At 40.1% G+C, this 14505-nt stretch carries 18 protein-coding genes and 1 riboswitch; of the genes, 13 read left to right on the forward strand and 5 right to left on the reverse strand.

What is annotated here, in order from left to right; translation table 11 throughout:
• Positions 1–52: 52 nt before the first annotated feature.
• Positions 53–1240, forward strand: a complete 1188-nt coding sequence (locus tag J2S07_RS13335) for a M14 family zinc carboxypeptidase (RefSeq protein ID WP_307150907.1) — start codon at positions 53–55, stop codon at positions 1238–1240.
• 139 nt (positions 1241–1379) lie between these two features.
• Positions 1380–2519: a YqgU-like beta propeller domain-containing protein gene (locus tag J2S07_RS13340; protein WP_307150908.1), complete on the forward strand. Its 1140-nt coding sequence runs from the start codon at positions 1380–1382 to the stop codon at positions 2517–2519.
• Between the two features lie 72 nt (positions 2520–2591).
• Here J2S07_RS13340 and J2S07_RS13345 read toward each other — a convergent pair whose 3' ends face one another.
• Entirely contained in the window at positions 2592–2765 is a 174-nt protein-coding gene (locus J2S07_RS13345; RefSeq protein ID WP_307150909.1) for a DUF2759 domain-containing protein, read from the reverse strand.
• 241 nt (positions 2766–3006) lie between these two features.
• Between J2S07_RS13345 and J2S07_RS13350 the strand changes: the two genes are divergently transcribed.
• Both J2S07_RS13350 and J2S07_RS13355 read left to right on the forward strand, forming a co-directional pair.
• Positions 3007–3636, forward strand: coding sequence for an MBL fold metallo-hydrolase (locus tag J2S07_RS13350; protein ID WP_307150910.1), 630 nt, complete (start codon positions 3007–3009; stop codon positions 3634–3636).
• Between the two features lie 221 nt (positions 3637–3857).
• Positions 3858–4919, forward strand: a complete 1062-nt coding sequence (locus J2S07_RS13355; RefSeq protein ID WP_307150911.1) for a class I SAM-dependent methyltransferase — start codon at positions 3858–3860, stop codon at positions 4917–4919.
• Positions 4920–4959: 40 nt separating this feature from the next.
• Here J2S07_RS13355 and J2S07_RS13360 read toward each other — a convergent pair whose 3' ends face one another.
• Together J2S07_RS13360 and J2S07_RS13365 are read right to left on the reverse strand one after the other, a co-directional pair.
• Complete coding sequence (locus J2S07_RS13360) at positions 4960–5202, reverse strand: DUF2626 domain-containing protein (protein ID WP_307150912.1); 243 nt, start codon at positions 5200–5202, stop codon at positions 4960–4962.
• Positions 5203–5285: 83 nt separating this feature from the next.
• Positions 5286–5984, reverse strand: coding sequence for a helix-turn-helix transcriptional regulator (locus J2S07_RS13365; RefSeq protein ID WP_307150913.1), 699 nt, complete (start codon positions 5982–5984; stop codon positions 5286–5288).
• Positions 5985–6250: 266 nt separating this feature from the next.
• Here J2S07_RS13365 and comGA point away from each other — a divergent pair, with 266 nt between their 5' ends.
• The 8 genes from comGA (at position 6251) to J2S07_RS13405 (ending at position 10474) form a co-directional block, all read left to right on the forward strand.
• Positions 6251–7309 carry a competence type IV pilus ATPase ComGA gene (comGA, locus tag J2S07_RS13370; protein ID WP_307150914.1) on the forward strand — a complete coding sequence of 353 codons (1059 nt, stop codon included), beginning with the start codon at positions 6251–6253 and terminating at the stop codon, positions 7307–7309.
• The gene (gene comGB, locus J2S07_RS13375) at positions 7296–8327 is read left to right on the forward strand and encodes a competence type IV pilus assembly protein ComGB (protein ID WP_307150915.1); all 1032 of its coding nucleotides are present in this window, start codon (positions 7296–7298) and stop codon (positions 8325–8327) included. The genes comGA and comGB overlap by 14 nt, the downstream gene beginning before the upstream one ends.
• Positions 8328–8342: 15 nt before the next feature.
• Entirely contained in the window at positions 8343–8666 is a 324-nt protein-coding gene (gene comGC / locus J2S07_RS13380; RefSeq protein ID WP_307150916.1) for a competence type IV pilus major pilin ComGC, read from the forward strand.
• Positions 8632–9093 (forward strand): competence type IV pilus minor pilin ComGD, encoded by a 462-nt coding sequence (gene comGD / locus J2S07_RS13385; protein WP_307150917.1) that lies wholly within the window; start codon positions 8632–8634, stop codon positions 9091–9093. The genes comGC and comGD overlap by 35 nt, the downstream gene beginning before the upstream one ends.
• Entirely contained in the window at positions 9077–9409 is a 333-nt protein-coding gene (locus J2S07_RS13390; protein WP_307150918.1) for a hypothetical protein, read from the forward strand. Before comGD ends, J2S07_RS13390 begins: the two co-directional genes overlap by 17 nt.
• On the forward strand, positions 9360–9827 hold the full coding sequence (gene comGF / locus J2S07_RS13395; protein ID WP_307150919.1) for a competence type IV pilus minor pilin ComGF: 468 nt from the start codon (positions 9360–9362) through the stop codon (positions 9825–9827). The genes J2S07_RS13390 and comGF overlap by 50 nt, the downstream gene beginning before the upstream one ends.
• Before the next feature lie 16 nt (positions 9828–9843).
• On the forward strand, positions 9844–10218 hold the full coding sequence (gene comGG / locus J2S07_RS13400) for a competence type IV pilus minor pilin ComGG (protein ID WP_307150920.1): 375 nt from the start codon (positions 9844–9846) through the stop codon (positions 10216–10218).
• Between the two features lie 76 nt (positions 10219–10294).
• Positions 10295–10474, forward strand: coding sequence for a YqzE family protein (locus J2S07_RS13405; protein ID WP_307150994.1), 180 nt, complete (start codon positions 10295–10297; stop codon positions 10472–10474).
• Positions 10475–10496: 22 nt separating this feature from the next.
• On the opposite strand, the gene J2S07_RS13410 is transcribed toward J2S07_RS13405, so the two are convergent.
• Entirely contained in the window at positions 10497–11291 is a 795-nt protein-coding gene (locus J2S07_RS13410; RefSeq protein ID WP_307150921.1) for a YqhG family protein, read from the reverse strand.
• Positions 11260–12957: a DEAD/DEAH box helicase gene (locus J2S07_RS13415; protein ID WP_307150922.1), complete on the reverse strand. Its 1698-nt coding sequence runs from the start codon at positions 12955–12957 to the stop codon at positions 11260–11262. The genes J2S07_RS13410 and J2S07_RS13415 overlap by 32 nt, the downstream gene beginning before the upstream one ends.
• A 169-nt stretch (positions 12958–13126) precedes the next feature.
• Positions 13127–13216: riboswitch (glycine riboswitch) on the forward strand.
• A 172-nt stretch (positions 13217–13388) separates the two neighbouring features.
• Here J2S07_RS13415 and gcvT point away from each other — a divergent pair.
• Positions 13389–14489: a glycine cleavage system aminomethyltransferase GcvT gene (gcvT, locus tag J2S07_RS13420; protein ID WP_307150923.1), complete on the forward strand. Its 1101-nt coding sequence runs from the start codon at positions 13389–13391 to the stop codon at positions 14487–14489.
• The last annotated feature ends 16 nt before the right edge of the window (positions 14490–14505 follow it).

Here is a 14505-nt window from a genome sequence, read left to right on the forward strand (position 1 = left end):
ACGACCAAATAGACTTCCAAGTTCTTTCAAAGTCAAAAAAGGGGGAGAAGAGATGCAGGTTCATGTTCGTTCTGGTGATTCATTATGGAACTATAGTCAATGGTTTCTAATTCCCTTAAATCTTATTATCGATTCCAATCCAAACTTAAACCCAACAAGTATGCAGCCGGGTCAGATCGTTCATATCCCGGGATTTACCACGATATCCTATCGAATAAAAAAAGACGATACCCTTTGGAAGATTGCGAGAAGGAGGAATTTATCTGTTGACGCCCTCCTTTTAGTCAATCCGAATAAGAACCCGAATCAATTAAGTGTTGGAGATGTTATTCAACTCCCGCAGAGAGTCATTTCACCATTGACTAACCGTGCGGTTCCCTATACATTTTCGCTTATGACCTCTGACTTAAACAAGCTAAAGGAAATCTATCCATTTATCAAAATTAATACAATAGGTCAGAGTGTATTAGGAAAGCCTATACAGGAAATAAGATTCGGGAAGGGCAAAAAAAAGGTTCATCTCGATGCTTCCTTTCACGCAAATGAATGGATAACCTCTCCAATCTTAATGGAGGTATTAAATACCTTCCTGTTATCGTTAACAAATGGCAACTTGATTCGTGGAATATCCTCGATGCCCTTATACAATGCCGTTGATCTTTCTATCGTCCCAATGGTTAACCCAGATGGAGTCGACTTAGTGATCAGCGGGCCCCCGTCAGCACAACGGGAAGAGGTCATTCGGATCAACAAGGGAAGCACTGATTTTACCGGCTGGAAAGCGAATATTCGAGGTGTAGACTTGAATAATCAATACCCGGCCAATTGGGAAATCGAAAAGGAGCGAAAGGAGGAAAAGGCACCTGCCCCGAGAGACTATCCAGGAGATGCTCCTTTAACAGAGCCTGAAGCAGTTGCTATGGCCAATTTGGCACGCAATCGTTCCTTTGATCGCCTGCTGGCATTACACACACAAGGGGAAGAGTTCTATTGGGGATATGAGGGCTTAGAGCCGAGGGAATCACGGGTGTTAGCAGAGGAATTTGAGAGGGTCAGCGGCTACAAAGCTGTGCAATACATCGACAGCCATGCAGGCTATAAGGATTGGTTTATTCAAGAGTTCAGAAAGCCAGGATTTACGATTGAACTCGGATTGGGAACGAATCCGCTACCACTCTCTCAATTTAGAGAAATATACGAGGAATTTCTGGGAATCTTTTTGGCAGCCCTATATATGTAACCAAAAAAGCCGGGTAGCGGCTTTTTTGTGTGACTAAAGTAATGAAATTGTATCTTTTGAAATGTTTTTGAAACATTTCGTTCGAATTATCGTATGATTATTATAGAAATGATTGTAGGAGAGGGGAAGAGGGGAAGCAGTGTCCAAGCAATCTTTACATAAAAAGCGTCTCAACTTATTTGTATTTCTAGTACTTTTATATCTCTTATCAGGCTGCATAAAAGAAAATGATGCAGCCCCATTACCATCCCTTAAAGAACCAACCTCTCCTTCAAAGGGTGACCAGGTTGGAGAAGAGAAATCGATTGTCCCCATCGAGATAAAGAACGGGTCATTTAGCATGGTAGCCGGCTGGTTAGATGATAACACCATTGTCTATGTTACAGATTCCAATGAGGGCTCTACGGTTTATTCGTATGGTTTGCAGGATGGAGAGAAACGGGAGCTGTTTCATAGTGACTTTCCCATAGCAGATATCTTAATAAGTCCGTCAAGAAAACATCTTCTTATCCATTCAGCCCCTTCATCGAATGAGGCGAAGCTCGTCATCATAACGAATACAGGTGAAGAAATCTATTCTGAAATAATTCCCTCTACGGAGCTATCTCTAAAGTGGAGTCCCTTTGATGAGGGAAACATCCTGTTAACTGCTTTTACAGAGGATTGGAATTTCTCCATTTGGAATTTGGATATTAAAAGTGGGAAAAAGGCAGAGCTGTCGTTGCCCCAACCCTTTGGAACTTGGTTGGACCGCGAGAAGCTATTATATCTCGATTGGGACCTAGAAAATCCTTCTCTTACGACTAGAACTAAGCAGTTTGATTTACGGTCTGAAGAGAGCCATGATATTTTAGAGGGCATATACCTTGTTGATTCCTTTCGAGATGCGGTCATAACTGTTGCACCGGACAATGAACATGATCAAGATGCAGTTTACACATTTTATACCCATGAGTTAGAGGAGACCTATTCATTTAGAGCACCTCGATTGACTCGATATTCCGATTGGTTAGTACCATACTACACCTATCTGGAAGGGCAACAGAGATTTTTATCGTTCCAGCCATTATATTCTACAGAAGCGGATGTCTATTCGGAAGGGTTCCAGCTTATTTCCATTGATCTGGATACAGGAGATGAAGAGGTGCTGCTTGAGGGGCTAGAAAATGAGCCATTAAGCTGCTCACCGGATGGAAAGCGCTGCTTAAGTGGATTCTATCTAGAAAAACTTATTGATTTAGAGTCTAAAAAGATTCAGACTCTTGTAGAGATGGAGTAAATAAAAAAGTAAATAGAAAAAGTAAATAGAAAAAGGACTGATTTGAGTCAGTCCTTTTTCAGTGCTTTTCAATTAGTGAGCAGCAGGGTATCCGCTGTGTAATACAGTCATAACTGTGAACCAACCGAAAACAAGGAAGGTTCCAGCTCCGAAAATTAAACCTAGAACATTTTTGTTTTTAAGAGCAGAAAATGCACCGTAACCTGCAAATAAGGTAACTAACGCAAAAATGATCATTAATCCCATCATTACAGCCCCCTTTTTATGTAATTACATCCATTCATTTGCTTTCAGGTTTGGACCCTGTATGTATCTTATCATAATGATAGCATTCTGTATTTATTTTATCGGCTTTTTTTGTGTTTGTCGAGGTCAAAAAATGAAACTTCTATGTCTTTACTACTTAGAGATCATTTCTTCAGCTTCAACCACCGAAGAATTTAGTGTAATATAGGAATAGTATTTCTTTAAAATGAGGTGGATATTCATGAACTGGGAACAGATTCCGCTAGGCCCGTTACAAACCAACTGTTATATCATCGCCAATAAAGAAAAAAAATGTTTGATTTTTGATCCTGGAGAGGAAGGAAGCAAGTTAATCCGTCATCTTGAACAAAGAAAGCTGACACCACTGGCCATTCTATTGACACATGCTCATTTTGATCATATTGGAGCTGTGGATGATATAAGAAATAGATATCATATTCCAGTCTATCTTCATGAGCAGGAAAAGGGTTGGCTTATGGATCCCGCTTTGAATGGTTCACAATTTTTTATGATGGGACCGATTAAGGTAAACCCAGCGGATCATGTGATTAACGGAGAGGGAAAAATGGAAGTCGGGGATTTCTCATTTGAAGTGTTTGCGACACCGGGTCATTCACCTGGCAGTGTTTCCTACTATTTTGAGGATGGGTTTGTCGTGTCTGGCGATGCATTATTTCAAGGCAGCATAGGAAGAACGGATCTGCCTGGAGGGAATCATGAGGTCCTTATTAAAAGCATCCATGAAAAGCTATTAGTGCTACCAGAGGAGACGCAGGTTTTGCCTGGTCATGGTCCAACGACAACCATTGAAAGTGAAATGGATTCGAATCCCTTTTTGAATGGCTTTTAGAATGAAACGAAAAAGTCTTCGCTGTCCTCCAAAAATGAGGAGAAAGGCTTAGTAACAAACTATTCCGTAACTCGTCGAAAAGCCCTTCTCTGATGAGAAGGGCTTTTCGGGGGATGTTCTATTCATTCAATTCAATGGGAGGGGATAAGTTTTAGCTACTTATGTTAGGATAATACATAGTTTTTACTGTGTCAATAGTGTAAATGAAAAAAGGAGATATTATGCTTTCGATCATTAAAGAGAAAATTTTAGAACAACCAAGTAGAATGATCACATATGCCGAGTTCATCGAGTTAGCGCTCTACCACCCGCAATTTGGCTACTATATGAAGCCTGTTGAAAAGATTGGGAGAAAAGGGGACTTTATAACAACTAGTAATATTTCTGATATTTATGGACGACAGCTGGCAAAGTGGTTCTTTAAATTAAAGGAAAAGCACCAATTGCCAGCAGCAGTTTGTGAAATCGGTGGGGGAAATGGTCGGTTTGCATGGAGCTTTATCGATGAATGGAGACATCTATCTAATGAAGCCTTAAATTATACGATCGTTGAGACTAGTCCCTACCACCGTGAGCGACAAAAGGATTTGATTACTTTTGAAAACGGTATTCAACAAGTAGAGAGTATAGAGAATATACGTCCATTTGAAGGCTTTATCTTCTCCAATGAGTTATTTGATGCGCTTCCTGTTCATGTTATTAAAAGGCAGGAGGGAGAATTATACGAAGTGATGGTAGCTTTCGAAAATGATCAATTAATCGAAAGAGCAGTTCCACTGAAAAATCAAGAAATTCTTATGTTTTTAGAGAAAAGCAAGATGAATATCTATGAAAAGCAAAGAATTGAAATTCCTCTTATGATGGAAGAGTTAATAAGGAAAATAGCGAATGTCCTCATCCGAGGGATGGTAGTAACCGTAGATTACGGCTACAGTGATCAAGAATGGATGGAACCTATCCATCGTGATGGGAGCCTACGGGGGTATTATAAACACGAACAATTCAATCAAGTATTACTACACCCTGGTGAGATGGATATTACGAGTCATGTTCATTTTGATTCCCTGATACGGTTAGGAGAAGAGAATGGGTTAAGCTTCGTCAGCAAGGAGCGCCAGGATGAATTTCTTATTTCGATTGGAATATTAAAAGAACTAGAGGATCATTATGATCCGAATCCCTTTTCCGAAGTAAGTCGGAGAAATCGAGCGATTAGAAGTCTTATTCTTCCATCCGGCATCAGCACTTATTTTCATGCGATTGTTCAACAGAAGGGAATATAAAAAAGCGATTGCAAAACAATCGCTTTTTTATATAGAACTATTAATGGCCTACTCCGGGAGTCATTAAGAATGTCGTATAGTAGGTAAACCCTACAAAGAAGACAGTTAAGTATGCTCCGAAAATGTAGATATACATACGTTCAGATAGTTTCAAGTAGCTCAGCAATACAAAAAATGCTGTTTGAGCAAAGAAAATTAGAGACGTATTGTACATGTCGCCTAGGAAGAACATGACAGCGAAGATGCCAGTCCAGAATCCCATTACTCTGTACATACGATCCATATGTATCCCCTCCTTTATCCTACAAGTCCATCACTACCATATTATAAAGTAAACGGCAATGAAAAGTAAATAACAGTTTGTAGCTACTTTGTGACCAAAGCATGATATGAGCACGAATCACAGCCTTTTATCATGTTTTCTTTTTCAATCAGCTCGACAGAATCAAATAAAGCCTCGAACATTCCCTTTAGAAATTCATAGTGTGTGGTACAAATCGTGTCTGTTTGTTCGTGGGCGATCTCCTTAAAGGGACAGTTATAGATTTGAAAATAAATCTTGGTATGATCCTCATTTGCTTCAAATTCAGGGTAGAAACCTGCCATGGTTGCCGTATTCCGCAAAATATTTAATTTCTGTTCAAAGGTAAAATCATCTGTGCTTTGATTTCGGGAAATTTCTTGCTCGATCATTTCCCTACCAAATCTTTTTCCTGTGATGTACAGTGCTTTCTTTCCTTCCTCCCCCAAGGAAACAAAGGTTTCGATCGCAATCCTTGATAGCAATTGATAATCTCTAAAAGGGAAGTTCAATTGAATGACATCGTCGGAAAGTCGGTATAGTCTGCTTGGTCTTCCACCCTTTCCAGTTTTCTTTGTCTCAGAAACGAGCATGTTTACATCTTCGAGCTTTGACAGATGAAGTCTTGCCACGTTCGGATGGATATCGAAATTATCAGCAATTTCTTGGACCGTAACATCTTGATGTCTTTTTGTAATGTATTGATAAATGTAATAACGGGTTGGATCAGATAGAACATTCGTTATTTTGAGTGTCTTCTCCACAAAATTCACCTCGGGGCCGCATAATTTATTCCATTATAATACAGCTACGTTGGGTTAACACTGTAATCACTATAAGTTTAGAAAATGTTCACATTTACGTGTCGAATTGATGAACGAGATCATTACACATATAATTTGTGCGAATGGAGCATTTATACAAGGAAAAGATAAGGGAGATTCCAGAAAAATTTTAAAATAAAAGAAGGAAGATGGAGAAAGCTGTCGAATTATAGAATTAACAAATGAATAAGGTGGTGTATTTATTATTGAAATCGATTGAAGCTCTTGCTGACAAAATTGTTAGAGACGCTGTTCACTGCCACGCATCAGATATCCATATCATTCCACGTAAGAAGGATACCCTCATCCAGCTCAGAATGGCTAACCGATTGATTCCAAGATTACAGTTACCCAAAGAAGATTGTGAAAGATTAATCTCCCATTTCAAATTTACTGCATCCATGGATATCGGGGAGAAAAGGAGACCGCAGAGCGGCGCATTTTCTGTCAAAGTCAATGGTTACCATGTAGGACTCCGTTTATCCACTTTACCCGCGAATCAAAAAGAAAGTCTTGTCATCCGCCTACTTCCACAACAAGAGCAAATTCCTTTTTACAAAATCTCTCTATTCCCATCTGTTACGATGAAATTATTAGCTCTCTTGAATCATGCCCATGGTCTTTTGATTTTCACAGGGCCGACTGGATCAGGGAAAACCACGACTTTATATTCCTTGCTTAATGAAACAACCCACTATTTTAATCGGAATGTGATCACCCTTGAGGATCCGATCGAAAAGGATACGGACTCACTTCTGCAGGTACAGGTGAATGAAAAGGCTGGAGTGACCTATGCAACTGGTTTGAAGGCTATTCTTAGGCATGATCCAGATATTATTATGGTGGGTGAGATCAGAGACAGTGAAACAGCAAAAATCGCCATTCGTGCATCTTTGACCGGGCATCTCGTGTTAAGCACAATGCACACCCGTGATGCCAAGGGAGCCATCTATCGCTTATTAGAATTTGGAGTGAATCAATTGGAAATAGAACAGACTCTTGTTGCTGTAGCCGCACAAAGGCTAGTGGAATTACAATGTCCCTATTGTGAGGGTACCTGCTCTCCTTTTTGCTTCTCCGCAAGCCACCAAAAAAGAGCGAGTGTGTTTGAGCTTCTAACAGGTAAAGCCTTGACTAGTGTGTTACGTCATGAAAATCCCTCTTCTTATAAATCCTTAAAAGATGTCATTAAGAAGGGGATTGCCCTAGGATACATTAAAGAAACAGAATATGAGCGCTGGGTGTATGATGATGAGAAGTCGTAAGTGGAAATTAAAGGAGCAAGCGGATTTTCTAAAAAGAACTGGTGACCTGCTTGCACGTGGTTACCCGTTAGCAGAAGCGATTCATTCCGTCACATATCAGATGAGTGAAACACGGAAGGAGGAGATTCGTCAATCGCTTGATGATTTAAAGGAGGGATATCCACTCCACAAAATTTTATTTGATTTAGGCTTTAACCAGACGCTTGTTGGCTTCGTTTATTTCGCAGAGCAGCACGGCTCCTTAGCTGATGCATTCCGTGATGGCAGTGAGATGATGCTTAAAAGAGAGGGTGATGCAGATAAATTAAAGAAAATCATGATCTATCCATTATTATTAATGGTGATGACCCTGTTCCTGTTTGTTTTTGTCGAAAAAATACTCCTTCCACAGTATACCTCGTTATTTCAATCGATGAACTTGTCTCCGAATGTGTTTATGAAGATTGTATACGTAACAGGAGAAATTTTTCCCCTTTTTCTACTTCTATTCATGCTCCTTCTTTATGTTGGATTGTCCTATTACTTCCTCAGATTTAAGAAGTACTCACCCATAAAGCAAAGAAGGATAATGGTTTCCATTCCCTATATGGGTGCCTTCTCTCGATTGTATACCACCCATTATTTTTCCATCCAGTTAAGCTATTTGTTAGGGGGAGGTTTGTCGATCCTGGAAGCACTGAAATTGTTTGAAGAGCATGAGAAGCACTCCTTCGACCGGCAGCTAGGACGAGAAATGCAGGACCACCTTTCCACAGGGGAATCCTTTGCGGAAATCGTCAAGAGATATCCATTCTTCGAGGAAGACTTGATTTTCATTGTGAAGCATGGTCAAGAAAACGGGAAGCTTGAGCAGGAGCTATTATTCTTTAGCAAGTATTGTTTGGAAAAATTACAAAACAAAATGGACAAAATGTTCAAAACGATCCAGCCGATCCTCTATTCCCTCATAGGGATGATTGTTGTTTCCATGTATTTAGCGATTTTGTTGCCAATGTTCCAGCTTTTAGATGGATTTTAGAAAGGAGATTTATGAATGAAAAATAATCAACATGGCTTTACCCTGATCGAAATGATGATCGTTTTGCTCGTCATTTCTGTCCTCCTTATTATTACCATTCCAAATATTACAAAGCATAATTCAACGATTAATTCAAAGGGATGCAAGGCATTTGTGAAGATGGTCGAAGCTCAGGTACAGGCCTTTGAAATGGATAAAAATAAGCTGCCAAGCAGTTTGGAGGAGTTGCAAAAGGAAAAGTATATTAATCAAACGACATGCCCAAATGGAGATAAGGTAGAAATTGGCGCAAAAGGCGAAGTGAATGTTATTGGTGAAACCCCAAGTGCTGCCCCGTAATGAAAAAGGCTTTACGCTGATTGAGTCGTTAATTGTCTTAAGTATTTTCCTCCTGATCATTTCCTTATCGAGCCTATTATTAAGGACACAAAGCATCCAGCTGGAAAAACAGCTCTTTTTTACCCAATTAAAGGCCGATCTTCTTTATGCACAACAGCATGCCATAACCAGTCAAAAGCTGGTGAGTGTCAATTTTGTCATCCCAGAGAAATTCTATTATATACGAAAGCAGAATGGAGAGATCTTGATCAAAAGGGAGTATTCCGACAAGATAACAGTTTCTGAAGGCTCACAAAAACTATTTTTTCGCTACCATTCGAATGGTAATATTAGCAGCTTTGGTTCCATTTATTTTTATATCGATGGGGAGCGCTATCAAATGACCTTTCAATTAGGTAGGGGGAGATTTTATGTTATCAAATCATAAGGGCTTCTTTTTGGTTGAACTTTTGCTTTCCCTATCGATGTGGATTCTCATGACCTTAAGCCTACTCCCCTTATATATCCATGTAAATAAACAATCCATCGATACACAAAGGGAGATTACGGCAACACATCTCATGTATGATGTCCTTCATGTTTATCTAATGGAAGGGATTTTTGAGGATCGGGAGGAGGTCATTAAGAACGGCTCCTACCTGATAAATTGGGAAGCGGGCAGTGAAAGCAGACCAACAAGGGTGTGTATTAGCTATGAAGATGCTTTTAAAGAACAACAGGAAAAATGTGAACGGCTTGAATAATAAAGGATTCACGATGCTGGAAATGCTATTTTCTTTCTCCATTTTCTGCATGGTGGCCTCCTTCCTTCCGCTTTTCTTTACCATTCTTTTTAGTCAGAATTCAATCGATGCACGGATTCAGCAAATGGAATGGGAGCTGTTTATCAATCAATTAAAAAAGGAAGTTCAAGCAAGTGAATTTAGTGATGTGGTAAATGGAGATTTAACCCTTCTTTATGGTGAAGAGATAATCGTTTACCAGCAATATAAAAACTTGGTGAGAAGGCGTGTAGATGCGAAAGGACATGAGGTTGTTTTACAAAATGTTCAAGAGATTCGGTTCGAGAAAAGGAATCACGCCATTTGGATTGAGGTAAACAATATTTTTGGTCAGAGAGAAAGCAGAGCCATCCATATGTTTATTGGCGATGAATTTTGAATATAGGTGATAAGTAATGAATGAAAAAGGCTTTATGTTTCCGGTCACTCTTTGCATTCTGCTGATATTTATGACCTTTTTATCCATTCATTTTAACCAATACATTTCCGAAAAAAGATATCTATTGGAAATCGAGGATTTTGAAAGAAATCAGTTCTACTTTCTTCTGTCTATGAAAAAGGTAGAAAGTCAACTTCAAGAGGGTTTATTGACTTCGAAAGGGAACTTTATTTATGAAGAGGGTACGGTTTCCTACAGTATAAGTAAAATAGCGACGGATCTTTTTCAAATTACCTATCGGCTTAATACGGATGAACAAACGGATTTAGTAGCGATGAGCTATTATGATACGAATGTCCAGAAAATGGTGAAGTGGCTGGAACGGAATTAACCCTTGAATTGAAGATTAGAAATAAAATTTTCGGACATACTGCTTACTGAATAAGAGGAAGGCAGGGATGTCGACTTTGAAAACGAATGACTATGTGAAATATATTACACAAACGGTTGTCCAATATATTGACCAGCCAAGGGATGAACGAAAAAAAATCAAGCAGGCACGAAAAGAGGAAAAAGAGGGCTTCTGGTTTCGTTGGTTTGGGATGCTCCCTTATGTGTTTACTAGTGTTCTGAAAAGGAAAAGGTAAGTAGCAAGGCTACTTACCTTATTTATATGGCCTTTTCGGTGAGGTAGAAAAGGCCCCCATTGATGATCGAGATTTTTACCTTAGGCTCGTATTGTTCCTGCAGTGCTTTTTTTTCATTTTCGTAGCTCTCCCCTTTTTCCTCTGCTTCTTCATAAAAATGCTCTAATAATTGTAAATCCTGCTGCCAGCGTTTTCTTGCCTCTGCAGCCCATTGATGGTCTTCTATTTCTAATTTACTTCTTAAATGGGCTTCAATTCTTGAGACGCCGCTTCCCGGCATGATTAATGGTGATAATGTAAAGGAATAGTCAGGAATCTTCGGTGTGAGTTTAAGCTGTAGCAATTGCTCATGGAAATTTTCGACCATCTGTCCATTGATAAGCTGAAGACCAATAGACTTGAAGACATCCCGTTTCCTGTCGGATTGATAGGAGATTTTCAGGTTGATGCCAAGCCAAGGTCTTAGAGGAACATGCTGTCCATTAGAAAATAAATTTTTCTCATATAAGCGAATATATCCAGCTAAATTTTTCGTTGATTCAAAAATTTGATGCAGTCGTGGAGAGCCAAAGTGGATTTCCTCCCCCTTGATATGCTCTGGTGTCATTTGCCTATCCGTGATAAGGGTTAGTTTCATTGGATTAGGCACTCCACCTGTTTTCTCTAAATAGTGCCAGTAAAAAGGGCGGTTCATCAATTCTTTATCAAGCTCAACGGTTAGCTGAACAGTCATATATCCTTGACCGTTCTCCACAATTTCACAATTGTTTGCGGTAAAGTATTTCTCAAGAAATTGATGAATTTCGTGCTGCTTCATTGGTTTCACTCTCCTGTAGATCTTCGGCCAATTGAATCATCGATTGCAGGTTATCCATTTTGATCCTCATCTCCCCTTCGGAGCTGGAGTGACCGAAAATATCGATTAAATAGTCTTCAAAATTGCCAAATTCCAGCTTGGTTAAAATATCGTCTAAATCTCCAATCACCTTTTCAAATAATGAGATTTTTTCATGTAAAAGCTTGAGGACATGCTCTTCTACTGTATCCTTGATCGCGAAATTATAGATGTGTACGTCTTTTTCCTGGCCCAGTCGATGGACACGTCCAATTCTTTGCTCCAATCGCATCGGGTTCCATGGTAAATCAAAATTAATGATATGGTGACAGAACTGAAGGTTGATTCCTTCTCCGCCAGCTTCAGTTGCAATCAGCACCTGAGCATGCTTTTGGAACAGTTCTCTCATCCAATCCTTCTTCCCACGTTTAAATCCACCTCGAAAGGGAACGGAGCTTATTCCATTTTGTTTTAAGAACCATTGCAAATATAATTGTGTAGCGCGATACTCGGTGAAGATTATCACTTTATCATTAATTTGTCGGATCAATTCAAGGGCCTTCTCTGCCTTAGAATTCATCCCTACTGCCTCAACCTTACCTATCAGCATTTGGATTTGCTGTTCGAAGTAGGGGCTGGGATTCTCCTGTTTTTGTAGCATATTTTTTAATGTCACAAAGACGGCCTCGCGACTGCTACAAGCCTCCCTTTGCAAGGTCATAACAGCAAAAGCACTTGACGTCATCCAGTTCTCATCTCTGCGTAATTCAGTAACACCCTCATATAATTCTCGTTCTTCCTTTGAAAAATGAATAGGGATCGTTTCCACATGTCGGTCTGTCCATTCAATCCCTGTATCTGCCCTTCGATTTCGAATCATTACCTTTTTTACAAGTTCTTTTAAGTGTTCATCATCGTTCAATGAACGTGAATCCCTTTTATATTTTTCATAGAACATGGACTCACTGCCGAGATGTCCCGGTTTTAATAGGGACACAAGATTAAATATTTCGCTGATCCGATTTTGGATCGGCGTTGCCGTGAGAAGTAAACAGAATTTTTTCTTTAAGCTTTGCACAAATTCATAGTTTTTCGTTTTATTATTTTTGAGCTTATGCGCCTCGTCAATGATGATGAGGTCATAGTCTTGATTGAAAATAATCTCGCGATGTGGACTCCTTTTTGCCGTGTCAATCGACGAGACGACGACATCACATTGCTCCCATACATAGCTTTTCTTCTGTGCAACCGCAGGGATATAGAATTTGCTGGTCAGCTCGCTGGCCCATTGGGTCACAAGGGATGCGGGTACGAGAATCAAAACTTTTTTCACAAGTCCACGAATCATGTATTCTTTCAGAATAAGTCCTGCTTCGATCGTTTTTCCAAGCCCAACCTCGTCAGCTAAAATGGCTTTTCCGTTCATATTTTCAACGACCTGCTTGGCCACTTCCAATTGGTGGGGCAAGGGGGTCAGCTGCGGCAAGTGCTTCGGAGCAATCAAACCCTCAAATTCTTCAATGACCGTATGCTTTTCCACTTCGACAGCGAGCTTATATAGATCCCAGCTTCCCCATGGACCGTCATCTTCCACACGCCTGAGAAATCCGTCTACCCATGAGGAATCAAATTCGATTGCTACCGTCATAAAAACAGCTCCTCTCTAAATTATTGTTGCCCTTACCTATTGTTAATGGTAGGATGTATTTGAAAGTTTGAAATTTTGTCACATGGAAAATATATTTAAGAAATTATCCTATAATTTCTAATTTAAGTATGTTTTAGTATGACCCAATTGGGTATTTTTATAATGGCGAATGAGAACAGGGGGAGAGACTACATTCGTAGCGCCGAAGGAGCAAGCAAGAAATTGTGAATCTCTCAGGCAAAAGAACTCTTGTTTGACGCAACTCTGGAGAGCGCTTCCACCACGGAAGCCACCAAAGGGGAAAGCCTTAATGGTAAACTTTCAGGTGCCAGGACAGAGACCTCACTTTATGATTAGGGGGGTCTCTGTCCTTTTTTTAGGAAATTTCAGAATGAGTTTAATATGCTTGCTGATAGAAAGGGGTAATGGAAATGTCACAATTAAAACGGACACCACTATTTGATGTCTACAAAAACTATGGGGGAAAGACGATTGATTTTGGCGGCTGGGAGCTTCCCGTACAGTTTTCAAGTATTAAGGAGGAGCATGAAGCGGTACGGACGAAAGCAGGGATGTTCGATGTCTCTCATATGGGAGAAATAGAGGTGAAAGGACCTGATAGTCTTAAGTTTCTTCAAAAAATGATGACCAATGACATTTCAAAGCTAAAGAGCGGGGGGGCACAATATACCGCGATGTGCTACGAAAATGGTGGAACGGTCGACGATCTCTTGGTCTACAAAATGGCAGATGAGGACTATTTGTTGGTTGTCAATGCAGCTAATACAGACAAAGACTTTGATTGGTTGAAGGAGCATGTTGAAGGGGAAGTCACCCTAAACAATATCTCTGAAGACATGGCCCAGTTAGCGCTCCAAGGTCCATTGGCTGAACAGGTATTGCAAAAGCTGACTGAAGACGATCTTAGTCAAATTGGCTTCTTCAAATTTCAAGAGGATGTCGTAATTGATGGCAAGAAAGCACTTGTTTCTCGCACAGGCTACACAGGAGAAGACGGCTTCGAAATTTATTGCCATAGAAATGATGCTGCTTCCCTTTGGGAGCGCATCTTAGAGGTTGGCAAAAACGATGGGGTTTTACCATGTGGATTAGGCTGTCGTGATACATTGCGCTTCGAGGCAGGTCTAGCGCTCTATGGTCAAGAGCTTTCTCCTGAAATATCACCCCTTGAGGCTGGTGTAGGCTTTGCCGTTAAGCTAGGCAAGGAAGATGATTTTATCGGAAAAGCCGCATTAAAAGAGCAGAAGGAAAATGGAGTACCACGTAAATTAGTTGGCCTTGAAATGATCGATCGAGGGATTCCACGTCACGGGTATGCAGTGTTTGCTGGTGACGAAAAAATCGGGGAAGTCACAACAGGTACCCAATCTCCAACCCTAAAGAAAAATATCGGGCTCGCTCTAATTAAAAGGGAGTTTGGAGCACTCGATTCTGAGGTGGATGTAGAGATTCGTGGGAAGAGGGCAAAGGCAAAATTGATTTCGACTCCATTTTATAAAAGAGAAAAGTAGAGAGAGGGGATTCAAC

The organism is Anoxybacillus andreesenii, assembly GCF_030813005.1.
GTDB classification, from domain to species: Bacteria; Bacillota; Bacilli; order Bacillales; family Cytobacillaceae; genus Robertmurraya; species Robertmurraya andreesenii.